Origin of the sequence: Brevibacterium sp. 91QC2O2 (assembly GCF_024580695.1) — a bacterium.
In the GTDB taxonomy this organism is placed as follows: Bacteria; Actinomycetota; Actinomycetes; order Actinomycetales; family Brevibacteriaceae; genus Brevibacterium; species Brevibacterium moorei.
Window position 1 is genome coordinate 35,394 of the sequence record NZ_JANIJY010000018.1, and the last position, 21,737, is coordinate 57,130.

General features: G+C 69.0%; 22 protein-coding genes. 17 read left to right on the forward strand and 5 right to left on the reverse strand.

Annotation, left to right across the window (positions count from 1 at the left end; translation table 11 throughout):
• The first annotated feature begins 10 nt into the window (after positions 1-10).
• From NQ036_RS11800 to NQ036_RS11815, 4 genes are all read left to right on the forward strand, one after another.
• Positions 11-646: a hypothetical protein gene (locus NQ036_RS11800; RefSeq protein ID WP_257048796.1), complete on the forward strand. Its 636-nt coding sequence runs from the start codon at positions 11-13 to the stop codon at positions 644-646.
• A gap of 23 nt (positions 647-669) precedes the next feature.
• The gene (locus NQ036_RS11805) at positions 670-1,791 is read left to right on the forward strand and encodes a folate-binding protein YgfZ (protein ID WP_257059159.1); all 1,122 of its coding nucleotides are present in this window, start codon (positions 670-672) and stop codon (positions 1,789-1,791) included.
• 35 nt (positions 1,792-1,826) lie between these two features.
• Positions 1,827-3,194, forward strand: coding sequence for a 4-aminobutyrate--2-oxoglutarate transaminase (gabT, locus tag NQ036_RS11810; RefSeq protein WP_257059160.1), 1,368 nt, complete (start codon positions 1,827-1,829; stop codon positions 3,192-3,194).
• Positions 3,195-3,295: 101 nt separating this feature from the next.
• The gene (locus NQ036_RS11815) at positions 3,296-4,393 is read left to right on the forward strand and encodes an LLM class flavin-dependent oxidoreductase (protein ID WP_257059162.1); all 1,098 of its coding nucleotides are present in this window, start codon (positions 3,296-3,298) and stop codon (positions 4,391-4,393) included.
• Positions 4,394-4,447: 54 nt separating this feature from the next.
• Here the strand turns inward: NQ036_RS11815 and pepN are convergent, their stop codons facing one another.
• Positions 4,448-7,186 (reverse strand): aminopeptidase N, encoded by a 2,739-nt coding sequence (pepN, locus tag NQ036_RS11820; RefSeq protein ID WP_257048789.1) that lies wholly within the window; start codon positions 7,184-7,186, stop codon positions 4,448-4,450.
• 130 nt (positions 7,187-7,316) lie between these two features.
• Between pepN and NQ036_RS11825 the strand changes: the two genes are divergently transcribed.
• The 5 genes from NQ036_RS11825 to NQ036_RS11845 are packed head-to-tail and all read left to right on the forward strand — an operon-like array spanning position 7,317 to position 10,692.
• The gene (locus NQ036_RS11825; protein WP_257048788.1) at positions 7,317-8,483 is read left to right on the forward strand and encodes an FUSC family protein; all 1,167 of its coding nucleotides are present in this window, start codon (positions 7,317-7,319) and stop codon (positions 8,481-8,483) included.
• Positions 8,484-8,488: 5 nt separating this feature from the next.
• On the forward strand, positions 8,489-9,199 hold the full coding sequence (locus NQ036_RS11830) for an AzlC family ABC transporter permease (RefSeq protein WP_257048786.1): 711 nt from the start codon (positions 8,489-8,491) through the stop codon (positions 9,197-9,199).
• The gene (locus tag NQ036_RS11835; protein WP_257048785.1) at positions 9,196-9,537 is read left to right on the forward strand and encodes an AzlD domain-containing protein; all 342 of its coding nucleotides are present in this window, start codon (positions 9,196-9,198) and stop codon (positions 9,535-9,537) included. Before NQ036_RS11830 ends, NQ036_RS11835 begins: the two co-directional genes overlap by 4 nt.
• A gap of 34 nt (positions 9,538-9,571) precedes the next feature.
• Positions 9,572-9,898, forward strand: coding sequence for a DUF2516 family protein (locus tag NQ036_RS11840; RefSeq protein ID WP_257048784.1), 327 nt, complete (start codon positions 9,572-9,574; stop codon positions 9,896-9,898).
• Positions 9,895-10,692, forward strand: coding sequence for an alpha/beta fold hydrolase (locus NQ036_RS11845; protein WP_257059164.1), 798 nt, complete (start codon positions 9,895-9,897; stop codon positions 10,690-10,692). The genes NQ036_RS11840 and NQ036_RS11845 overlap by 4 nt, the downstream gene beginning before the upstream one ends.
• Before the next feature lie 15 nt (positions 10,693-10,707).
• On the opposite strand, the gene NQ036_RS11850 is transcribed toward NQ036_RS11845, so the two are convergent.
• A complete protein-coding gene (locus tag NQ036_RS11850; protein ID WP_257059166.1) occupies positions 10,708-11,538 on the reverse strand; it encodes a class I SAM-dependent methyltransferase in 831 nt (276 codons plus the stop codon).
• A 50-nt stretch (positions 11,539-11,588) separates the two neighbouring features.
• Between NQ036_RS11850 and NQ036_RS11855 the strand changes: the two genes are divergently transcribed.
• The 3 genes from NQ036_RS11855 (at position 11,589) to NQ036_RS11865 (ending at position 14,289) form a co-directional block, all read left to right on the forward strand.
• Positions 11,589-12,947, forward strand: a complete 1,359-nt coding sequence (locus tag NQ036_RS11855) for a glycosyltransferase (protein ID WP_257059172.1) — start codon at positions 11,589-11,591, stop codon at positions 12,945-12,947.
• Positions 12,944-13,474, forward strand: coding sequence for a YbjN domain-containing protein (locus tag NQ036_RS11860; RefSeq protein ID WP_257048776.1), 531 nt, complete (start codon positions 12,944-12,946; stop codon positions 13,472-13,474). The genes NQ036_RS11855 and NQ036_RS11860 overlap by 4 nt, the downstream gene beginning before the upstream one ends.
• Before the next feature lie 71 nt (positions 13,475-13,545).
• A complete protein-coding gene (locus NQ036_RS11865) occupies positions 13,546-14,289 on the forward strand; it encodes a phosphoglyceromutase (RefSeq protein ID WP_257048775.1) in 744 nt (247 codons plus the stop codon).
• Positions 14,290-14,432: 143 nt separating this feature from the next.
• Here the strand turns inward: NQ036_RS11865 and NQ036_RS11870 are convergent, their stop codons facing one another.
• Together NQ036_RS11870 and phoU are read right to left on the reverse strand one after the other, a co-directional pair.
• On the reverse strand, positions 14,433-15,305 hold the full coding sequence (locus NQ036_RS11870) for a hypothetical protein (RefSeq protein ID WP_257059174.1): 873 nt from the start codon (positions 15,303-15,305) through the stop codon (positions 14,433-14,435).
• A gap of 570 nt (positions 15,306-15,875) precedes the next feature.
• Positions 15,876-16,538 carry a phosphate signaling complex protein PhoU gene (gene phoU, locus NQ036_RS11875; protein WP_257059175.1) on the reverse strand — a complete coding sequence of 221 codons (663 nt, stop codon included), beginning with the start codon at positions 16,536-16,538 and terminating at the stop codon, positions 15,876-15,878.
• 180 nt (positions 16,539-16,718) lie between these two features.
• On the opposite strand from phoU, the gene NQ036_RS11880 reads away from it, so the two are divergent.
• A complete protein-coding gene (locus tag NQ036_RS11880) occupies positions 16,719-17,978 on the forward strand; it encodes an ATP-binding protein (protein ID WP_257048771.1) in 1,260 nt (419 codons plus the stop codon).
• A 12-nt stretch (positions 17,979-17,990) separates the two neighbouring features.
• Positions 17,991-18,671 carry a response regulator transcription factor gene (locus tag NQ036_RS11885; protein WP_257048770.1) on the forward strand — a complete coding sequence of 227 codons (681 nt, stop codon included), beginning with the start codon at positions 17,991-17,993 and terminating at the stop codon, positions 18,669-18,671.
• Positions 18,672-18,833: 162 nt separating this feature from the next.
• Here the strand turns inward: NQ036_RS11885 and NQ036_RS11890 are convergent, their stop codons facing one another.
• Positions 18,834-19,433, reverse strand: a complete 600-nt coding sequence (locus tag NQ036_RS11890; protein ID WP_257048769.1) for a hypothetical protein — start codon at positions 19,431-19,433, stop codon at positions 18,834-18,836.
• A 161-nt stretch (positions 19,434-19,594) separates the two neighbouring features.
• Between NQ036_RS11890 and NQ036_RS11895 the strand changes: the two genes are divergently transcribed.
• The 3 genes from NQ036_RS11895 (at position 19,595) to NQ036_RS11905 (ending at position 21,737) form a co-directional block, all read left to right on the forward strand.
• Positions 19,595-20,077 (forward strand): CarD family transcriptional regulator, encoded by a 483-nt coding sequence (locus NQ036_RS11895; RefSeq protein ID WP_257048768.1) that lies wholly within the window; start codon positions 19,595-19,597, stop codon positions 20,075-20,077.
• Positions 20,078-20,201: 124 nt separating this feature from the next.
• Positions 20,202-21,398 (forward strand): 2-C-methyl-D-erythritol 4-phosphate cytidylyltransferase, encoded by a 1,197-nt coding sequence (gene ispD / locus NQ036_RS11900; protein WP_257059177.1) that lies wholly within the window; start codon positions 20,202-20,204, stop codon positions 21,396-21,398.
• Positions 21,399-21,515: 117 nt separating this feature from the next.
• The gene (locus tag NQ036_RS11905) at positions 21,516-21,737 is read left to right on the forward strand and encodes an XRE family transcriptional regulator (RefSeq protein ID WP_257048766.1); all 222 of its coding nucleotides are present in this window, start codon (positions 21,516-21,518) and stop codon (positions 21,735-21,737) included.

Genomic DNA, 21,737 nt, shown 5'->3' on the forward strand with positions numbered 1-21,737 from the left:
GAGGCACTGGGTGCTTCCGCTGTGCCTGGCCCTTGTCGTCGTGGTGCTGCTCGGCGCCGCCGTCACTGCGTTGGCCGCCGTGCGGATCGGTCGGCTGAGCGAGGACCTGCAGCGGGCGGGCGATGCCGCCGGCGCGTATTTCACAGCCCTGCGCGAGGACCCGGACGCGGCCCAGGGACACCTGGACACGGCGAACCGGGAGCTCACCGCGGCTCGCTCGGACATCGACCAGGTCCCCTTCCCCCAGACGCGGTGGGTTCCGGGCCTGGGCGGTAACATCACGGCGATCGGCACGCTGATCGATCAACTCACCCACCTGGCCGACGATGCCGGGCCCACCCTGACGCAGGCGGCCCAGGTCATCGATTTCTCGACCGGTCGGGTCCGCGGGGTCGATTCCCCCGCGCAGATCCCCGAGCGGCTGGGGACCTCGGTGCGGGTGTTGAAGAACCTGCCAGACGCCCTGGAGACATTCGACGCGGCGCGTGCCGAACTCGGCCGGATCGACACGACCGGCCTGTTGCCGCCGGTGCGAGACGGCGTCGATACGATGCGCGGGGGACTCGAGTCCGCGGCCGAGGACATCTCGGGTGCGCGCACCGCGGTGACCACCCTGGCGCCCCTGCTGCGGCATCTGCCCGGCTGAGTCCAACCGACATTTGGAGGAACATGAACGCCCTGCGCTTCAACCGCACCGCGGCCGTCTACGGCATCGGAGCCGCTGCCGACGAGGTCGCCCACTTCGGCATTCCGCTGCGCGAGCAGCGCCTGCTGGCGGCCGGACGCGCGATCGCGGACCTGTCCGCGATCCGGATCCTGACGCTGACCGGGCCCGACAGACTGACGTGGCTGAACTCGATCACCTCCCAGAAGCTCGACGACCTGGCCCCCGGGACGTCGACGGAGACCCTGGTCCTGAGCCCCACCGGGCACATCGAGCACTGGCTGCGGGTCTATGCGGCCGAGGACCGGCTGTGGCTGCTCTCCGAGATGGACACGGACGGGGCGACCGCCTGGCTCGAATCCATGAAGTTCATGCTGCGCGTGGAACTGACCGATGTATCCGCGGACTATCAGGCAGTCGGTACCGTGGGCCCGGCCCCCGCCGGATTGGACGCCGCAGTCGAATGGAACGACCCGTGGCCACGCGTCCTGCCAGGCGGGGCCTCCTATGCCGCGGTCGATGCGGCCGGTCCCACCGCCGACGAGCACCCGGGGTGGGAAACCGACTTCCGGATCCAGCTCGTTCCGGTCGAGGGGCTGCGCGATTTCGATCCGGCTGCCGCAGGACTCGAAGTGGCCGGCCGCGAGGCCTGGGACGCACTGCGCATCGAGGCCTGGCGGCCGGGGCCGGCCGAAGTCGACCACCGGGTGCTCGTCGGCGAGATCGACGCGCTGCGCACCGCGGTGCACCTGGCCAAGGGCTGCTACCGCGGACAGGAGGCGGTGGCGCGCGTGCACAATCTGGGACAGGTGCCGCGCCGCCTGGTGTTCCTGCACTTGGACGGATCGGGCCACAGTCTGCCCGATCCCGGAGCCGAGGTGACCGCCGAGGTGCGCGGTGCCAGGCGGCCGGTGGGACATGTGACCTCGGTGGCGCTGCACCACGAGCTGGGACCGATCGCCCTGGCCCTGGTCAAGCGCACGCTGGCGCCCGAGGCGCCCCTGCAGGTGGCGGGCCGGGACGAGGAAATCGTCACCGCGGCACAGACCACGATCGTGGCACCCGGCAGGGACAACAGGACAGGCGTGCCGCGATTGAACCGCGACGTCGACGCCAGGAGCCGGTGAGGCGGAGGCCACGGGGTCCGGCTATCCTTGAGAGTATGAGCACACTCGAAAAGGGCGGCCCCGCCCTGCCCCAGGAACGTAAAGTAGTCACCTCGATCCCCGGACCCAAGTCCCTGGAGTTGGAGGCCCGCCGCGGCAAGGCCGTGCCGGCCGGCGTCGGAGCCTCCTTCCCCGCCTACGTCGTCGCAGCCGGCGGTGGCATCATCAAGGACATCGACGGCAACCAGATCATCGATCTGGGCTCCGGCATCGCCGTGACCACCGTGGGCAATTCGAATCCCCGTGTTGTGCAGCGGGCCAAGGACCAGCTGGACGCCTTCACCCACACCTGCGCCATGGTCAACCCCTATGAGAGCTACATCGAGGTCGCCGAGGCGCTCAACCGCCTGACCCCCGGCGATCACGACAAGCGCTCGGTGCTGCTGAACTCGGGCGCGGAGGCGGTGGAGAACGCGGTGAAGATCGCGCGCTCCTACACCAAGCGCGACGCCGTCGTGGTCTTCGACCACGCCTACCACGGGCGCACCAACCTGACGATGGCGATGACCGCCAAGGCCAAGCCCTACAAGACCGGTTTCGGCCCCTTCGCCGGCGAGGTCTACCGCGCACCCATGTCGTACCCCTTCCGCGACAACTTCGCGGCCAATACCAAGGTCTCCGGTGAAGAGGCCGCCGCGCGCGTCATCGCGATGATCGACAACCAGATCGGCGGGGAGAACGTCGCGGCGATCGTCATCGAGCCCATCCAGGGCGAGGGCGGTTTCATCGTCCCGGCCGAGGGCTTCCTGCTGGCACTGGTCGAATACGCGCACGCCAACGGCATCGTGTTCGTCGCCGACGAGGTCCAGGCCGGCTTCGCCCGCACCGGCAAGATGTTCGCCTGCGAATGGGAGGGCATCGTCCCCGACCTCATCACCACCGCCAAGGGCATCGCCGGCGGCCTGCCGCTGTCGGCGGTGACCGGGCGCGCCGAGATCATGGACGCCGTGCCCGGCGGCGGCCTGGGCGGGACCTACGGTGGCAACCCGACGGCCTGCGCCGCAGCACTTGGCGCGATCGAATCCTATGAGCAGGACGGCCTGGCCGACCGCGCCCTGGAGCTCGGCGAACTCATCGTGAAGCGCCTGGAGAAGATGCAGGCGAGCCACCCCGAACTGGGCGAACTGCGCGGCCGCGGGGCCATGCAGGCAGTCGAGTTCGTCAAGGCCGGCACCATGGAGCCGAACGCCGAACTGGCCGACAAGCTGGCGGCCTACGCCGCCGAACGCGGAGTCCTGGTGCTGGTCACCGGCACCTTCCACTCGGTCATCCGCTTCCTGCCGCCGCTGTCGATCTCGGATGCGCTCATCAACGACGCCTTCGATGTGCTCGAGGCCGGCCTCGACGAGATCCTGGGTAAGTGATCCGACCGGTCCGCTGAGTCCGGCGGACCACCGGGAGCCCCCGCACCGCACTCCTTCCCTCGCACGGGAATACTCCGGTGCGGGGGCTCCTTGTCTCTGGTATGACGCAAAACCTCGAACTCTCAGTCCTCGACCTCATCCCCGTGCGCGGGGAGCAGACCACGGGGCAGGCCCTGGCGGCCAGCCACGAGCTGGTGCTGCGGGCCGATGCCCTGGGCTATACGCGCTATTGGACAGCCGAACACCACAACATGCCATCGGTCGCCTCGACCACTCCGGGTGTCGAGCTCATGTACCTGGGCCAGGGCACGGACCGGATCCGCCTGGGCTCCGGGGGAGTGATGCTGCCCAATCACGCACCCCTGGCGATCGCCGAACAGTTCTCCCTGCTCAATGCGGTCTACGGCGACCGCATCGATCTGGGGCTCGGCCGGGCCCCGGGCACCGACCCGGTCACCTCCGCGGCGATGCGCGGGCACCTGGGCCAGGCCCAGCTGGTCGACGGCGACGGGCACGTGGTCGATCCGGTGCAGGCCTTCCCCCAGCACATCATGGACATGCTGGCCCTGCTCGGCCCGGACGGCGCACAGGTCGAGCTCTACGGCGGCCGGGTCCAGCCGCTGCGCGCGACCCCGCACGCGGACTCCTTCGCCCAGGTCTGGCTGCTGGGCTCCAGCGGCTATTCGGCACAGCTGGCGGCGGCTCTGGGGCTGCCCTATGTGTTCGCCCACCACTTCTCCGGACACGGCACGGCCTCGGCGCTGAAACTCTACCGCGATGGCTTCAGCGCCACCGCAACCGGCGCCGGACAGGACCCCACGCCCGTGCCCCGGACCTTCCTGACCGTCAATGTGGTGACCGCAGACACCGCGGCCGAGGCCGCCGAACTGGCCGAACCCTATATGTACACGATGGCGAATCTGCGCGTCGGCGCTCCGCTGCGCACCCTGCCGAGCGCGGGCCAGGAGGTCCGTGGGCTGATCACGGATGAGCACCGGCAGGTGATGGACACGATGCTGCAGTCCTGGGTCGTCGGGGACGCGGATGACTCGGCCGCCAGGATCCGGCAGCTGGCCGAGGATTTCAAGGTCGACGAGGTGATGATCCATCCGGTGGCGGGCTCCCGGGCGGACGAGCCGCTCGATCGCACCCCCGCCCGGGTGCGCACCCTCGAACTGCTGGCGCAGCGGCTGCTCTGACCGGATCCGCCGCCCGGCCCGGCGCTACTCCCGGAACCGTCCCCGCGGTGCGGCTCAGTGCCGGCCGCGGGAGGCGCCGGGGGCCGGCTGGGTGCTCAGGCTCAGGGCCCGCTGCATATCGTCGAGCAGTTCCACCACCAGCCGACGCTGCGCGGCGGGGGCCGTGGGATGGTCTGCAAGCCAGTCGGTGGTCAGTTCGACGACCCGTGCGGGGCGGCTCGACCAGCTGGGGTAGAGCCCCAGCAGCAGTCGCTTGCCGATCTCGATCGAGCGCTCAGGACCCACCCAGAAGGTGTCGAGTCGGGTGAAGTACTCCTCGACGAAACTCTCGGTCAGCGGCAGGGCCGCGGGGACGGAGAAGCCGCGGATCAGGGCTGACAGTTCGTCGTTGGACAGCGTCGGGTCGCTCGTGGCCTGCGTGAAAGCGCGCATTTTGACGATCGGCAGTGGCCTGGCAGCACGGGCGGTGATGCCGCTGAGCACCCCGGAACCGGTCCGATCGCCGGCCTCCTCGGCGTCGATGTCGTCGTAGTCGGCCCAGCCCAGGGCCACCAGCGCGATCAGCGCGGTCCACCGCAGGTGGTGGTCGACCCGCAGGCCAGCGGTGGCCTCGCCCATCCGGCTGCCCACCGGGACGCTGAGCAGCTGCGAGGCGAAGGCGCGCCCGGCCGCCACCGCGGGACCGGGCTCCGCGGTCACCACCGAGCGGCGGACCAGCGCCAGGACGAGTTCCGCCAGGCCCAACTGGGTATCGGAGTCCTGTGTGCTCAGGCGCAGCGCGTCCAGGGCCGATCCCAGCATGTCCTCGAGCGCGGTGGACTGCGCATCGGCCGGGGTCCACCTGTCGAAGGCGGTCAGCGCCTGGGTGCGCAGTCCGGCGAAGATGCCGGCGTGGTGTTCACGGCCCAGCCCGGCGGCGTAGGCGGCGAGGAAGTCGGTCGCCGGCAACAGTCCGTCACGGGTGGCGTTCGACAGCGCCGACCAGATCAGTGCGCGGTCCAGCGGGTCCGCCAGGCCGGAGACCGCGGCCAGTGCGGTCTGCGTCGACTGCTGGTCCAGGCGGACCTTGACGAAGTCGTCGTCTCCGTGGTTGAGCAGCAGCAGATCGGGCCGCGCGATACCGGCCAGTTCCGGCACCGACTGCTGGGCCCCGGCCATGTCGAGGCGCCAGGTGCCGGCGGCCTCGAGGCGCCTGCGACTGCGGTTGAACCCGGCCAGCTGGAGCGTGTGCGGGCGCACCACCTGTGTTCCATCGGAGTTGCGCTGGGTTACGGTGGCCTGTGCGATGGTCGGCGCGGTGGCGGAACCGCGGGCCCGGGCGGAGCCGGCCAGACGGGCGCCGGCCCCGGCGGAGGCGGGGACCTCGGAGGCCAGCCGGACGTCCAAGGACATCTCGGACATCCCCGTGGTCTGCAGCCAGGCGGCGGCCCAGGCCCGCACATCGCGCTGTGGCGCCGCGGCCTGCAGCGCGGTCAGGAAGTCCTCGAGCGTGGTGTTGGAGAACTCGTGGGCCCGGAAGTAGGCCCTGGCCCCGGCGCGGAAGGCATCCCGGCCGACATAGGCGACCAGCTGTTTGAGAACCGCGGCGCCCTTGGCGTAGGTGATTCCGTCGAAGTTCAGCTTCGCGGCCTCGACATCGGGGATGTCGGCGACGATCGGGTGGGTCGTGGGGTACTGGTCCTGTCGGTACGCCCAGTCCTTGCGCCGCAGCGCAAAGGACACCCAGCCGTCGGTGTACTCGGTCGCCTCGGCCAGGGCCAGGCCGCCCATGTAATCGGCGAAGGACTCCTTGAGCCACAGATCGTCCCACCAGCGCATCGTGACCAGATCGCCGAACCACATATGCGTCATCTCGTGCAGGATCGTGTTCGCCCGCGATTCGTACTGGGTCCGGGTGACGGCGTCACGGTACAGGTAGGAATCGGTGAAGGTCACCAGGCCGGGATTCTCCATCGCGCCGAGGTTGTACTCGGGTACGAAGATCTGATCGTACTTGCCCCACGGGTAGGGGTAGTCGAAGAAATCGTGGTAGAAGTCCAGGCCGGACTTCGTGATCGCGAAGATCTCGGCTGCGTCCATGTGGTCGGCCAGCGAGGCGCGGGCGAAGACACCCAGCTCGATTCGCTGACCGGTGGCCGGATGGGTGTAGACGTCGTGGGCGGCCGCGTAGTCGCCCACGGCCACGCAGGTGATGTAGCTGGACTGGCGCTTCGTCGTGGCGAAGACATGGCGCACGATCCGTGCCGACTGGTCTCCGGCGGGGGCCTCGGCCCCGGCGTCCGACGCGGGCACCACGGTACCGTTGGACAGGGCCACCAGATCGTCTGGGGCGCTGATGCGGAAGTCGAAGGTGGCCTTGAGATCCGGCTGGTCGAAGTTCGCGAAGACGCGACGGGCATCCGTCGGTTCGAACTGGGTGTACGTGTAGACCAGGCCGTCTGCCGGGTCGAAGAACCTGTGCAGTCCCTCGCCGGAACGCGAATACCGGGCCCGGCCCTCGACTATCAGCGTATTGCCGCCGGGCACCACCGGGAAGGCGATGCGCGCCCCGTCGAAGGCCTCGGCCGGATCGAGTTCCGTCTCGCCGATGCGCACGCGCTCGACGGAATCGGCGATGAAGTCGATGAAGGTGGTGCCCGCGTCGCGCGCGGTGAACGTGACAGTTGTGGTGGAACCGAAGGTCATCGCACTGCGGTCCCTGATATTCGCCAGGTCCAGCTCGACCGTGTACGTGTGAACCGTCAGCAGCGCTGCCCGGGCCTGTGCCTCGGCACGAGTGAGATTCGTCGTCATCGCTTGAGGAATTCGCCTTTCCGATCTTGCCGTGTCCCTGTGCCGCGGCGCAGGGCGCACCGCCACCTTGCCAACCTACCCGCCACTGGTCCGGGTGTCCATTGCCGCCGCATATGATGTCTGAAAAGGGGTGATCGGACTGAACGGACACGGACGCGGCACCGGCGCCGCAGGGATCGTCCGGCGGGTCGGCCACGGGCTGCACCGCGGCGGTGAGTACTTCGAGACCCGTGCGCGGATGGGCGGCCGGCGCCTGGGCAACAACTGGCTGCAGCTGGCCCAGGTGGTCGCCGGCGCTGCCATCGCCTATGCCTTCTGCTATTACGTGCTGGGGCACACCTACCCGTTCCTGGCCGCGGTGGGCGCCGCCGTGGGGACCGGGGTGATCGCCGACCGCAGGGTCCGCCGCGCCCTGGAATATCTGTGCGGTGCCACCGCCGGCGTGCTGGTGGGCGAGGCGATGGTCAACATCTTCGGTTCGGGCGTATGGCAGCTGGCCATCGTCATGACAATCGGACTGACGATCGGCACGCTCATCAACTCCGGCGGCATCTTCGTCACCCAGGTGGGCATTCAGTCGATCTACGTCGTCACGGTGCCACCGGAGATCGGCGCGCACCCCTTCGACCGCACACTCGACGCCGTGGTCGGCGCGGGACTGGCCCTGCTGATGGCGCTCGTGGTGCCCGGCGATGCGCGCAAGATCCCCCGCTATCGCGCCGCCACCATGCTCGAGGAGATCGCCCAGCTGCTGACCGACTGCGGCTCCGCGCTGCGCACCGGGGACAAGAGCGCCGAGCGCAAGGTGCTGGCCCGCGCCAGGGACACGCAGAGCCTGATCGACGACTGGCGCTCGTCTCTGCGGATCTCCCAGGAGGCCACGCGGATCAACGCCCGCGCCAGGCGGCACGCCGCCGAGGTCAACCGGCTGGCGCGCGCCTGCGAGTACGCCGACCGGGCGATTCGGACCACGCGGATCATCGCGCGCCGGGCCGTGACCGTGGCCAATCCGGAGCACCCCCGCCCCGAAGTGGGGGATCTGATGGTCGATCTGGGCGCGGGTGCTGACAAGCTGTGCGCAGCGCTGCGCCGCGGCACCCCGCGGGTCGGCGCCGAGGCCTATCTCTCGCAGGTCGCGGCCCGCCTGGATCCGAAGGCCGAGCACTTCGTGGACATCCACGACGAGACGCTGGTCATCCTCATGCGCCTCTTGGTCGTCGATCTGCTGCAGGCCTCGGGGATGACCGATAAGAGCGCGAACGAACAACTGCCGGCGTTCCGGGTCGACGAGGAGTGAGCGGCATGATCGCCGGGGTCTCGCCGGCCCGGGTCCGTGAGGCGTGCGTCATCGCCATCACCGTCGGCACCGTCGGACTGTCCTATGGGGCGCTCGCAGCCACCGCGGGACTGGCCCCCTGGCAGACCCTGTTGATGGCCGGCCTCGTCTTCGGCGGGGCCTCGGAGCTGACGTTCACCGGGGTCATCGCCTCCGGCGGGTCCCCGGTGGCCGGCGCCCTGGGCGCGGTGCTGGTCAATACCCGCAACCTCGCCTTCGGACTGGCCACCGGACCTGCGCTCAAACGTGGCGCCGCCTCCTATCTGGGCGCCCATTTCCTACACGACGAGCCCTCGGCCTTCGCCGCGGCCGTCTCCCTCGACGTGCCGCCGGGGCCCGAACGGCGCAGGGCCAGGGCGAACGCCTTCTGGCTGCTGGGCGTGCTCGACCTGGTGTTCTGGCTCATCAGCTCCATGGCCGGACAGTGGCTGGGCTCCGTCATCGACGCGGACGCCCTGGGACTCGATGCGGCCTTCCCCGTCATCCTGGTCTGCCTGGTCCTGGGCTCCCTGCGGGATCGTCCCGCCCTGGCCGCCGGCCTCATCGGAATGCTCGTGGCCTTCCTGCTGATTCCGCACCTGCCGGCCGGGCTGGGACCGATCAGCGCCCTGCTGGCCCTGCTCCCCGTCGCCGCCTGGACGATGTGGCGGTCCCGTGGAAAGGGACCGAGGCCGTGAACACCTGGGAGTTCGTCATCGCCCTGGGCATCATGATCGCCGGCACCTACGGGGTGCGCCTGCTGGGTGTGCGGATTGGTCAGCGGCAGGCCGACAAAGCCGATTTCATGACCGGCCCCAGTCCTGTGACCGTCTGGTTCGAACGTGCCGTGGTCGTCCTCATCCTGGGTCTGGCCGTGGCCAACACCTTCTACCAGGGGACCGAGTTCGCAGGTTCCGCACGGCTGTGCGGTGTGCTGGTGGGGGTGGGAATCGCCCTGCTGCGCGCACCCATGCTGGTGGCCGTGCTGGTGGCGATGGCGGTGACCGCCGTGCTGCGCATCTTCGGCCTGGGCTGAGCGGTGTGAGCCCGTCGCACGGTAGGCTTGGGGCATGTCCGTGCTCAGCCTTTTCGCCAGTTTCCAACAGGCCGTGATGGTCCTTTTGTCCCTGGCCGCCTTCATCATCGAACTCGTGGCCTTCATCGACTCCCTGCGCTTCAAGGACGAGGTCTACCGCGCCGCGGGCAAGTGGAACAAGACCGGCTGGTGCATCATCCTGGGCATCGCCCTGGCCCTGGGCTTCACGGCGCTGCCGCCGATGAGCCGCGGCGGCTTCGGCATGCTGACGATCCTGGGCTTCGTCGCCGCCGCGGTCTACATGCTCGACGTGCGCCGGGCCCTGCGCGCAGTCGACCCCCGTTACCGGAACCGTCGATGAGCCGGGACCGGAACTTCCCCGGACCGGACACCGGCTACACGTCCACCTTCGGCACCGGCGATCCCGTCACCCTGTTCGCCCACGGCTTCTCCGGATCCATCCGCGATACCCGCCCGTTCTCCCTGGGCGTGGCCGGAACGCGCGCACTGGTGAACCTGGGCGGCCACGGCGGTCGGCCCTCGCCGGGGCCGGACTGGACCTACCGGACCATCGCCGCACAGCTGTCCGCGGCGCTGCACACTACCGGGGCCACCAGGGCACTGGGCGTGTCGATGAGCGCCGGCGGCCTGGCACGGCTGGTGACCGAGGGCGACCCGGCCGCCTGCGGGCTGGAGAAGATCGCCTTCGTGCTGCCTGCCAGCTGGGACCACTTCACCCGGGAACTGGCGGCCCGGACAGCCCGCTACAGCGAGCTGTTGCGCACCTACCTGGACACGGGGGACCGGGAGGGGCTGACCACGGCCCTGCTGGCACGCGAACCCGAACAGGTTCGGCGGCTCGAACCGGCCCACGCCTGGACCAGGGCCAAGGTCGACGCGATCTTCGATACCGATATGCGCGATGGAATCGACCTGGCCCGCCGGATCGCGGTGGACCATCCCGAAGCCGCCGCCGGATTCCCCGGCGAGGTGCTGGTGCTCACCCATGAGGAAGACCCCTCGCATCCGGTGGAGATCGCGCAGCAGTACGCGCAGGCCTTCGGCGCGCGCCTCGAGGTGCTGCCGCCCGGCTCGATCCTGTGGCTGGGGCGCTCGCGGGTGCGAGAGATCCTCATCGACTTCTTCAACGACTGAGCCCGCCGCCCGGGCTCAGCGCTCCAGGGGCGCGACGCGCTCCCAGGGCACGGTGACCTCGCCCAGGCGCCACCGGGCAGGGCCGTGGAGCACGGGTTCCCCCGCCTGTTTCAGGGCCCGGCACATGGCGATCCAACGCTGCCGCGGCGAGAACGTCGCCAGGGGTGCCGCCGTATACCAGGCGCGGTCCAGGGCCAGCAGCCACTCGTGCACCGGCTGGCCCGGCACGTTGTGGTGGATCAGTGCCTTGGGCAGCCGGTCGGCGACCTGGGCCGGGTGGTCGATGAAATCGGTTTTGACGCTGATCGTCAGCGTCGCGGGGCGGACAGAAGCCGCCGCATTCGCCGCGGGAATCGTCAGGAACACCGCCGTGCGCCCGATCTCATCGCAGGTGCCCTCGATGAGCAGGCCGTCGGCGGCCAGCCGGGCCGCCATCAGCGCCCAGGCACCGGGGACCTCGGCCTCGGGATACTGCCGCAGCACGTTGTAGGCGCGGATCAGCACGGGGCGCTCGCCGCCGGGAGTGGGAACCTCGAAACCGCCGAGTGCGAAGTCGAGGCCGGCGCCGGCGTGCGCCGCCGCCACGGCGACCCGTGCCGGCTCGATCTCCAGGCCCAGGGTGCGCACACGCGGCGCTGTGCGCCGCAGCCGCGCGTGCATCTCCGCCGGTGTCGTGGCGGCTGCACCGAAGCCCAGATCCACCACCAAGCGGTCAGAATCGTGGCGCAGCGGGGACTCCAGGAGGAAGGCGGCATACCGGTCGATCCGGCGCAGTCGGTTGGGGTTCGTCGTGCCCCGGGTGACGGTTCCCTGGGGGCCCTTGAGATGGCGGTGATCGGGGTGCACGGTTCAGAATCCTACGCGCCGGGGCCGGGTCGGCCGTAGAATGGGGAACCGTGAGAATCGCTGTCCTGTCGCTCCACACATCCCCGGCCGCGCTCCCCGGACGCGGCGACGCCGGTGGTCTCAACGTCTATGTGCGCGCCACCGCGGGCCGGCTGGCGGCCCTGGGCCATACCGTCGACATCTTCACCGCGGACCCCGCAGCGGCCGGCCGGGCACCGGCGGACACCGTGCCGATGCCCCACGGAGTGGCCATCCACCAGCTGGAGACCGCAGCGGTCGACAAGGACGACCTGGCCGGGCGCATCCCCGAACTGGCGCGCCGGCTGGCGGCCCACCCCGACTTCGTGGCTGCCGAGGCGGTCTGGGCGCACTATTGGATCTCGGCTCTGGCCGGGCTGGCGGCCCTGGACCTGGCGGGTACCGGTGTACGTCCTGCCGGGCGCGCCGCTGCCGGTCGGACCGCCGGCGGGACCACCGGGACCACCCGGCCACCACTGGCCGTGACCTTCCACACCATCGCAGCGGTGAAGGACCGCGATTCGGGACACGCGGGTGAGCCCGCGGCGCGGCGGACGGCAGAGGCGCGCATCGCCGAGCGGGCCGATGTGTTGGTGGCCAACACCTCGGCCGAGGCCAATGACATCGCCCAGCTGCTGCACCCCGCCGCCCAGACCGTCGTCGCCCCACCCGGGATCGACCACGCTGCCTTCACCCCCGGAACCCGGGTGGCCGCGCGCCGTGCGGTCGGCCTGCAGGCGGCGGACCTGGTGGTCCTCTACGTCGGGCGGATGCAGTACATCAAGGGCACCGACGTGGCGATCGACGCCCTTGGCCGGCTGCGCGAGACGAACCCGGAGCTGGCCGCGCGCACGACTCTGGCGATGGTCGGCGCAGGATCCGGCGGGCCGACGGTCGAGGCCTTCGCGGAGCTGGCCGCGGCCATGGGGGTGGAGCAGAACCTGTACCTGCATCCGCCGGTGCCGGCCGAGCGGCTGGCCCAGTGGTATCGCGCCGCGGACGTCGTCATCGTGCCCAGTCGCAGCGAGTCCTTCGGCTTCGTCGCGGCCGAGGCCGCGGCCTGTGCGGTGCCGGTGCTCGGCGCCGCGGTCGGTGGGCTGGCCCGGGTGGTTGCAGACGGGAGCACGGGGGTGCTGGTGCGCGGACACGAGCCGGAGGACTGGGCGGGCGCGCTCGAGGCCCTGTTGCTCGACCCCGAGCTGCGCACGCGGCTGGGTCGGGCCGCGGCCGACCGGGCGGGGCTGTTCGATTGGAACTGCTGTGTCGACATGGTGCTCGACGCACTGGCCGAGGCCGCGGAAACCGCCGGGACTGTCACGGAGGTCGGTCCGGTGGTGCGGTTGGAGGCCATGGCCTCGGATGCGGCGCGAAACGAGAGGAGCCTGCGATGAGCCGGGATGTGTTGAACCTGGAGGAAGCACAGAAAGTGCTGTTGGACTGGGCTGCGGGGGTGGGCGTCGAGGCCGAGGCCGCCGGGCCCTATCACTGGGCCGTCACCCTGCCGGGCACGCACAAACTCAAGACCACCGTGTCGGTGAAGCTGAGCGAGCGCGGTGCCGACGTCCAGGCATTCGTGATCCGCCATCCGGATGAGAACGAGGCGAAGTTCCACAGCTGGCTGCTGCACCGCAACGGCCGCCTGCAGGCCTGCTCCTTCTTCGTCGACTCCCTGGGCGACGTGTATCTGCGCGCCCATGTGCCGGCCGCCGCTTGGAGCCAGGAGTGGATCGACGCGCTCATGGGCCAGGTGCTCAGCGCCGCCGACGAGTCCTTCGACGAGCTGCTGGTATTGGGCTTCCTGACCTCGATGAAGCGCGAATGGGCATGGCGGGTGGCCAGGGGCGAGTCCACCCGGAACCTGGCGGCCTTCGCGCACCTGTTGGACGGGGAGGACAACGAGTTCCTCGGGACGTTCTGAGGAATTCGTGTTGAGACGTTCGTTCTGAGACGTTTCCCAGGCGGTAAGCGCGGGTGTGGGAGAATGACGGCATGACCTATAACCTCGTGCTGCTGCGCCACGGCGAGAGCGAATGGAATCAGAAGAACCTATTCACCGGTTGGGTGGACGTCCCCCTCACCCAGCAGGGCCGCAGTGAAGCCGCCCGCGCCGGCGAACTGTTGACCCAGGCGGGTCTGGTGCCGCAGGTGCTCCACACCTCGCGGCTGAAGCGCGCCATCATCACCGCGAACCTGGCCCTGGAGGCCGCGGATCTCAACTGGATCGACGTCAAGCGCTCCTGGCGCCTCAACGAGCGCCACTACGGCGCCCTGCAGGGCAAGAACAAGAAGGAGATCAGGGACGAATACGGCGAGGAGCAGTTCATGACCTGGCGCCGTTCGTTCTCCACCCCGCCGCCGGAGCTCGACGACGCCAGCGAATGGTCTCAGGCCGCCGACCCCCGCTATGCGAATCTGGGCGCGGCCGTCCCCCGCACCGAATGCCTCGCCGATGTCATCGTGCGCCTGCTGCCGTACTGGTACGACCAGATCGTGCCGGACCTCCAGCTGGGCAAGACCGTGCTGGTCACCGCGCACGGCAATTCGCTGCGCGCACTGGTCAAGCACCTCGACGGGATCTCCGATGAGGACATCTCCGGGCTGAACATTCCCACCGGCATTCCGCTGCACTACGAACTCGACGAGAACCTGGTCCCGCTGGTGGCCGGTGGTACCTACCTCGATCCCGAGGCCGCGGCCTCGGCCGTCGCAGCCGTGGCCAACCAGGGCCGCTGACCCACCCCACTCACTGGCGGTGGCTCCACACATGCACGCGTGGCTCGATAAATCGTGAGTTTTCGAGCCACGCGGGCAGGTGTGGAGCCACCGCGCTGATGGGGTGCGCTGGTTGGCGACCTGTGCCTCCGGCCACGGCCGCATCAGGCCCGGCCCAGGCCTCGCGCAGCCCGCAGTCCCCGCCAGATGAGTGGGCCGAAGATATCGGGGTTCGTCACCTCGTGCCAACCGCACCGCAGCAGGTGGTACCCCTCGGCATAGATTCGGTCGGTACGTTGTTTCTCCCGTTCCAAACGAGCCATGTCCGCCGCACCGGTTGCATCTATGTATTTCTTTCGCCCGTCGACTTCCAATAGGCACCGGGTGCCTCGGATCAGGAAGTCGGCGACGGCGATGATCCGTCCGGTGGAGTCGCAGATCTGGGCCTGCTGTTCGACCCCCAGCCCCAGAGTATGGAATCCCAGATTCGCAAGGGCTTCAGCAGGAGACTCGGACAGACCTGTGCTGATCGCCAGGAGACGCGTCAGCCGCGGAACCCTACGCCCCAGATCCGTGGCCGTCGCCGTAGCCAGTAGCCGTGCCCGGCGTGCTTCCCGTTCTGACTGTGACAGGGGAAATGTGGACATTCGCCCGTCCAATCCCAGGACCGGCGTCCGCCGGTCGGCTTCGGGTGCCCCGTGATCGTTCGTGATCGGCGCCAGTACGCCGCTGAGGTATGCCTCGAGCACCATAGCCGCCTCGGACAGCGTGCAGTCCCGCGTGATGTCGAGGACGGTGCGTTCCACATCCGTCATCGCGATGCCGAGGTCCCCGGGGGTGATCGCCCCCGGCCACCGAGGGCCGAAGCGGCTGTCGAACCCGGCTCCGTCGAGGACGAGGGAGTTGGGAACCTGCCGCTGCCGACGTCGATAGGACTTGCCTGTTCGTTTGAAACGCGGATTGCTCATCTCAACCCGGTCAAGCGAGCTGTGGAATAGGGGCAGCCCCCACACCACCGCTGCGGAATGGTGACTCAACACGTCATTTTCCACAAACGGATACGCGGCGATCCTGCCGATGTGTTCCATTTTCTCACGCTGCCACCAGGGCAGCTCGGAGAGCGGATCGGGCTGCCCCTGAGCCGCACCAGGCGGGAGGCCGGGGCTGGGTCCGCCGGCCGGCAACGGCGGAAGGACAAGGACACGTTCGGTGATAAACGCACGGAGCCTGCAGTGGCGCGCGACACTGCAGCGGCGGCGCAGGACGTAGACGCCCTGGGAGAGGCGCTCGATGCAACACCCGACTGCATTCTGGACACTGCGGGGATCGATGCCGGCCGCGATTACCTCGGCGATGGTGAAGACGTTGTATGTGCTCATGCCGCCAGGCTGCTGCCTGAAACGGGGAAGGGGAAGCCCTCACCGGCCTCGTGTGGAAAACCCACCTGGCGCCTCGGCCGCTGTGACCCACAGTCGAGGTCACTTGTGACCTCTGGTCCACATATCCGGCGGGTGGCTCCACACTGGCATACGTGGCTCGTAAACTCACGCTCTATCGAGCCACATGTGCATTTGTGGAGCCACCCGCCGGGGTTGGGAAGGGGGTGTTCAGGGGGCGGAGAGGTCGGGCTCCCAACTGCCGGTGAGCAGATACTCGACCTTGTGGGAGACATTGACCGCCTGATCGCCGAAGCGCTCGAAGTAGCGCGAGACCAGGGTGGCGTCGGCGATCTGCGAGGGCGTGAGGTCGCCGGAGGACAGCTCCCCGATGATCGTGAATACCTGCAGGTGCAGGGCATCGAGCTGTTCGTCGATGGTGGCGATCATGGGCACCGCGGCCAGCCCCGGATTGTCGAGCAGCTGGATCTGGGCGGTACCGATCCGCACAGCCGCCTCGCCCATTCTGCTGAAGACCTCCCGGAAGGGCTCCGGCACCGCCGACTGTGGATAGCGGATGCGCACCTGCGCGGCGATGTGCCGGGCCAGATCGCCCATCCGTTCGATCGCCACGCTCATCTTCAGGGCCGAGACGACCACGCGCAGGTCCTGGGCCACCGGGGCCTGCAGGGCCAGCACCTGGACGGACAGCCGATCCAGGTCGGCCTGCCCTGCGTCGATCCTGGCATCGGCGGAGATCACCTGTTCGGCGAGTTCCAGATCATTCGTCTCCAGGGCGCGGGTGGCCCGGGAGATCTGCTCGGTTACCAGGCGGGACATCTCCACCAGCCGATCGGCAATGGTGTCCAGCTCCTGATTGAAGACTTCGCGCATGTACGGGCTCCTCCTCGTCCTGCTGCTCGTGCCCGGTCCGGGGCACATCGCCCTCAGCCTGGCAGGTGTGGCGGGCCGGGCGGTGAATGAGAACTTGCGCGGGGGTGAATTCCCGATGACGTCTCACTCGAGCCCCCCGCGGTGGTCGGTTCGGGGCCCGCCGCCACGTATTCTAAAGGGGTGGATCTTCTCCTGTTCGGATTTCTCTGCGGGGCCGTCGGCCTGGCCCTGGGCATCGGGGGCATTCTGGCCTTCCGAGCCTCCGAACTGTCCCGTTCCACTGCCGATATGCACTCCGACGACGAGCTCCCGTCCGGTATCGCCGAGGTCCTGGCGGTGCTCTCACAGGCCGCGATCGTCATCGACGCCGGCGACGACGTCGTCAAGTCATCGCCGGCCGCCTACACCCTGGGCCTGGTCAAGGGCAGGGGCCTGGAGAACTCGGACCTGCTCGAGGCCGTGGCCCGGGTCCGCGCCCGTGGCCTGATCGAGGAGCTCGACTTCGAGAGCCGCCGGCCCGGCGGCATCGGCAGTCCCCGCCTGCTGCACGCGCGCGTCGCGCCCCTGGGGGAGGCCTATGTCCTGGTGCTGGCCGAGGACCTGACGGAGGCCAGGCGGGTCGACGAGGTCCGGCGGGACTTCGTCGCCAATGTCTCGCACGAGCTCAAGACACCGATCGGCGCGATGAGTCTGTTGGCGGAGGCGGTGACGGACTACAGCGACGACCCCGACGCGGTCCAGCGCTTCGGCAGCAAGATCCAGCAGGAGTCCGCGCGCCTGTCCCAGTTGGTCAAGGAGATCATCGACCTCTCCCGCGTGCAGGACCACAGCGGGCCAGTCAGCCAGGACCGGATCCGGGTGGCCGATATCATCGCGGACGCGGTGGATCGGGCACAGACCGCCGCGAGCAGCAAGGACATCGACATCGTGGTCGAGGTCGCGGCGGGTTCCGAACTGGCCGGCGAGGACATCGAGGTCGAGGGCGACTTCGATCTACTGGTCAACGCGCTGCGCAATCTGCTGGACAACGCGGTGAACTACTCCAACGGTGGTACCCGGGTGGGCATCGGCTACGAGGCCAGATCCGGCCAGGTCCTCGTGGCCGTGACGGATCAGGGCATCGGGCTGTCCGAGGCGGATCTGGACCGGGTGTTCGAGCGCTTCTACCGGGTGGATCCGGCGCGCTCGCGCAATACCGGGGGGACCGGGCTGGGCCTGAGCCTGGTCAAGCACATCGTGGCCACCCATTCCGGCGAGGTCAGGGTGTGGAGCCGCCTGGGCGGTGGATCGACCTTCACGATCGTGTTGCCCCTGGCGGGCCACAGGTCGACATCGGGTTCGCAGCGGGAGTTGCAGCGCGCGCGGCACGCGGGCACGGTTTTAGACGTTCATCCCGAGGCCCCGCCCACCGGCGTGGCGGGGGCGGAATCAGGAAAGTAGGAAGAATACACAGTGACACACATTCTGCTCGTCGAAGATGAGGAATCCTTCTCCGACCCGCTGTCGTTCCTGTTGGGCAAGGAAGGCTATGAGGTGACGATCGCCGATGACGGTCTGGAGGCAATCGCCAGCTTCGAGGCCACCGGCGCCGACCTGGTCCTGCTCGATCTGATGCTGCCTGGGGCCTCGGGCACCGAGGTGTGTCGGGCACTGCGGGCGAAGTCGAACGTCCCCATCATCATGCTCACCGCCAAGGACGATGAGATCGACAAGGTGGTGGGCCTGGAGCTGGGCGCCGACGACTATGTGACCAAACCCTATTCGTCCAGGGAGCTGCTGGCCCGGATCCGTGCGGTGCTGCGCCGGCGCAGCGAGCCGGACCAGCCGGTCGAGGAATCGGTGCTCGAGGCCAACGGGGTGCGCATCGATGTCGACCGACACGTGGTGACCATCCGGGGACAGGAGATGGGTCTGCCGCTCAAGGAATTCGAACTGTTGGAGATCCTGGTCCGCAACGCCGGCCGGGTGATGACGCGCGGACAGCTGATCGACCGGGTGTGGGGCCAGGACTACGTGGGGGACACGAAGACCCTGGACGTCCACATCAAGCGGCTGCGCAACAAGGTCGAGCCCGATCCGACAGACCCCGGCCTGCTGGTGACGGTGCGCGGACTGGGCTATAAATTCGTCTGATCTCCCCGGCTGCCCGGTCGGTCCGGCGAGCGCCCGCACCGACCGGCCCGGCGCACGCCCGGTCGGTGCGGGGCGCGAAAACGGCACGCGAAAACGGCAGGGGCCCTGTCCGATGAACGATCATCGGACAGGGCCCCTGCCGGGTGAGTCGGCGGGCCGGGCTCAGTGCTCGGCCGCGGTCTCCTCGGCGTCTGCGGTGGCCGAAGGGGTCGCGTCCTCCGTGGCCGAGGCCGTGGCGCCCTGGGTCGGCACCAGGTCCTGGTAGTACCACAGGCCGCCGTCCTTGAGGTCACCGCCGGTGAGCACCTGGGCGGTGGCCTTGGTCGACTTCCCGTTGATGGTCATCTGGACGTCGGTCAGGGTGCCGGGCTTGTCCTCGAGGTTCTTGATGATGACGGCCTTGCGGTTGATCGAGCCGTTCTCGCTGGGCGCGTTCTGGGTGTTGGCCGGGTTGTGGTAGACGGCCTTGCCCGCGGGGACGGACTCCTCGACGGTCTTGCCCGCAACGGTCAGGGTGACCCGGGCGTCCTTGTCGGAACCGTTGACGACCGCATACACCAGCTGCGCCTGGGCATCGTCATTGGCGATGAGCAGGATATTGCGGACCGCGACGTCGTCGATCTTCGTCTGCTGCGCACCGTCGCCCGCGGCGTACTGGTACGTGTGGGTCTGCTGCGGTGAAATCAGGGCGGCGCACCCGCTAGCGGGGACGACCAGGGCGATTGCGGCGGCGGCGATGCCGAAGCGGGTAAGCCGGTTCACGTTCTCAAGCTCCTTGCAGAGACAACACAGATATTCTCCCGAAATTCTACCCACTTTTTGACGCTTTGTAGAACGAAGGGTGACCTTCATAATCCTTCCCCGCCCTTATTCTGAACGATTGTGCATGCTAAACTGGTGGTACGAAAGGGGACATAACCAGTATGAGTTTTCAGGTCGGCGACACCGTCGTGTATCCGCACCATGGTGCGGCTACCGTTCAAGAAGTCAAGAAGCGCGTCATCAAGGGCGAAGAGAAGCTTTATTTGAAGTTGGAGGTGTCCCACGGCGACCTGACCATCGAGGTCCCCGCCGAGAACTGCGATCTGGTCGGCGTCCGCGACGTCGTCGGCGAAGAGGGCCTGGAGCAGGTCTTCGAAGTATTGCGTGCGGACATCACGGAGGAGCCCTCCAACTGGTCGCGTCGCTACAAGGCGAACCTGGAGAAGTTCCAGTCCGGCGATGTCATCAAGGTCGCGGAAGTGGTCCGCGATCTGTGGCGCCGTGAGCACGACCGCGGACTGTCCACCGGTGAGAAGCGGATGCTGGCCAAGGCCCGGCAGGTGCTGGTCTCCGAACTCGCCCTGGCGGAGAAGAAGGAAGAGGACGAAGCGGAGAAGATCCTCGACGAGGTCCTCGCCGGCTGAGCCGCTGGGCCCGTGGCCCGTTTGACATCGATCCGCCCCGGTTCCACGTTTCACGTGGTGACCGGGGCGGATTCGTCTGACCCGCCGGCGCTGTGCGCCGCGCCCCGTCCCAGGAGGTCGGTTCATGGGCTTCGCCCTCATCATCCCCGCCGCCGGCTCTGGTTCGCGTTTGGGCGCGAGCCGGCCCAAGGCCTTCGTCGAATCGGCCGGGCAGTCCCTGCTGGCGCACGCGGTGGGAGGGGCCCTGCGCAGTGGCCTGTTCTCCCATGTCATCGTCGCAGCCCCCGTCGGCTGGCTGGACGCGGCGCGGTCCCAGGTCGATGCCGTGGTGGAAAGCCGCACCATGACGGGACCCGTTCCGCAGACCACGGTGATCGCCGGCGGTCGGGAGCGCTGGGCCTCGGTGCGCGCGGCTTTGGAGTACTGCGGCGATGCGCCCTGCGTGTTCGTTCACGACGCCGCGCGCCCGGCGGCCGGTCCCGAGGTCTTCGGCCGGGTCGCCGCCGCCCTGGCCGCGGGTGCCACCGCGGTGGTGCCGGTTCTGCCCGTGGTCGACACGCTGCGCACCAGTGTGGGCGATGAATTACAGGGTGGGGTCGATCGCGAGTCCCTGCGGCGGGTGCAGACCCCGCAGGGATTCCGCCGGGACCTCCTGGTGGCCGCCTATGCGGCCTGGGACCCGCTTTCCGGTGCCGGTCCGACGGACGATGCGGGTGTGATGGAGGCTGCCGGGCACCGAATCACCGCGGTCGCAGGTGAGGAACGTGCCCTCAAGGTCACCTATCCGAGCGATCTGCGCCTCCTTGCGGCCCTGGACCCGGACGCGCGGACCGCCCACGGGCCCAACGGCCCCGTGCCCAGAGTGGGCACCGGGGTGGACGTCCATGCCTTCTCCTCGGACCCCGAGCGGCCACTGATGCTGGCGGGTCTGGAGTGGCCGGGCGGGTTCGGCCTGGCCGGCCACTCGGATGCCGATGTCGCAGCCCACGCCTGTGCCGACGCCCTGTTCGCCGCGGCCGGGCTGGGCGATCTGGGCGCGCACTTCGGGGTGGACCGCCCGGAGTTCGCGGGCGCCCATGGCACCGTCCTGCTGGCAGAGGCCGCGCGGATCGTGCGCGCCGCGGGTTTCACCATCGGCAGCGTGGCGGTGCAGATCGTGTGCAATCGGCCCAAGGTCGGCCGACGCCGGGACGAGGCACAGGAAGCGCTCGGCACCGCATGTGGAGCACCTGTGGCGGTGGCAGGCACGACCAGCGACGGGCTCGGGTCGATGGGACGGGGCGAAGGGGCCACGGCGATCGCCACGGCAGTGCTCTACTGATACTTGAGGCCTCCAAGGCCCGCTCCGGTGCAGGGAATCCGTCGAAGAATCACCACCCATTTGGTGCCGCATTGTGGCACACTTGGCACAAAGTGAACCTGCACGAGGGGGAGCAGTATGAGTACCGGGCGCAGCCAGAAGGCGACTCATTACCTGAGCACGGCCGAAGTCGCGGACTACCTGGGATTGGCCAGTCGGGGGAGCCTGCCGAACAATCTGCCGGAACCGGACGCCTATGTGGGGCGGGCCCGTGGGTGGCTCGTCGAGACCATAGACAAGTGGAACGCCGCGCGCCCCGGCAAGGGCGGACGGCCCCGCAAACAGCGCCCGGCGGCCTGA

Coding starts and splice junctions, on each gene's coding strand:
- NQ036_RS11840 (WP_257048784.1), top strand. CDS start 9,572: ATGTCCGTGCTCAGCCTTTTCGCCAGTTTCCAACAGGCCGTGATGGTC.
- NQ036_RS11805 (WP_257059159.1), top strand. CDS start 670: ATGAACGCCCTGCGCTTCAACCGCACCGCGGCCGTCTACGGCATCGGA.
- NQ036_RS11815 (WP_257059162.1), top strand. CDS start 3,296: ATGACGCAAAACCTCGAACTCTCAGTCCTCGACCTCATCCCCGTGCGC.
- NQ036_RS11860 (WP_257048776.1), top strand. CDS start 12,944: ATGAGCCGGGATGTGTTGAACCTGGAGGAAGCACAGAAAGTGCTGTTG.
- gabT (WP_257059160.1), top strand. CDS start 1,827: ATGAGCACACTCGAAAAGGGCGGCCCCGCCCTGCCCCAGGAACGTAAA.
- NQ036_RS11865 (WP_257048775.1), top strand. CDS start 13,546: ATGACCTATAACCTCGTGCTGCTGCGCCACGGCGAGAGCGAATGGAAT.
- NQ036_RS11905 (WP_257048766.1), top strand. CDS start 21,516: ATGAGTACCGGGCGCAGCCAGAAGGCGACTCATTACCTGAGCACGGCC.
- NQ036_RS11895 (WP_257048768.1), top strand. CDS start 19,595: ATGAGTTTTCAGGTCGGCGACACCGTCGTGTATCCGCACCATGGTGCG.
- pepN (WP_257048789.1), bottom strand. CDS start 7,186: ATGACGACGAATCTCACTCGTGCCGAGGCACAGGCCCGGGCAGCGCTG.
- phoU (WP_257059175.1), bottom strand. CDS start 16,538: ATGCGCGAAGTCTTCAATCAGGAGCTGGACACCATTGCCGATCGGCTG.
- NQ036_RS11845 (WP_257059164.1), top strand. CDS start 9,895: ATGAGCCGGGACCGGAACTTCCCCGGACCGGACACCGGCTACACGTCC.
- NQ036_RS11830 (WP_257048786.1), top strand. CDS start 8,489: ATGATCGCCGGGGTCTCGCCGGCCCGGGTCCGTGAGGCGTGCGTCATC.
- ispD (WP_257059177.1), top strand. CDS start 20,202: ATGGGCTTCGCCCTCATCATCCCCGCCGCCGGCTCTGGTTCGCGTTTG.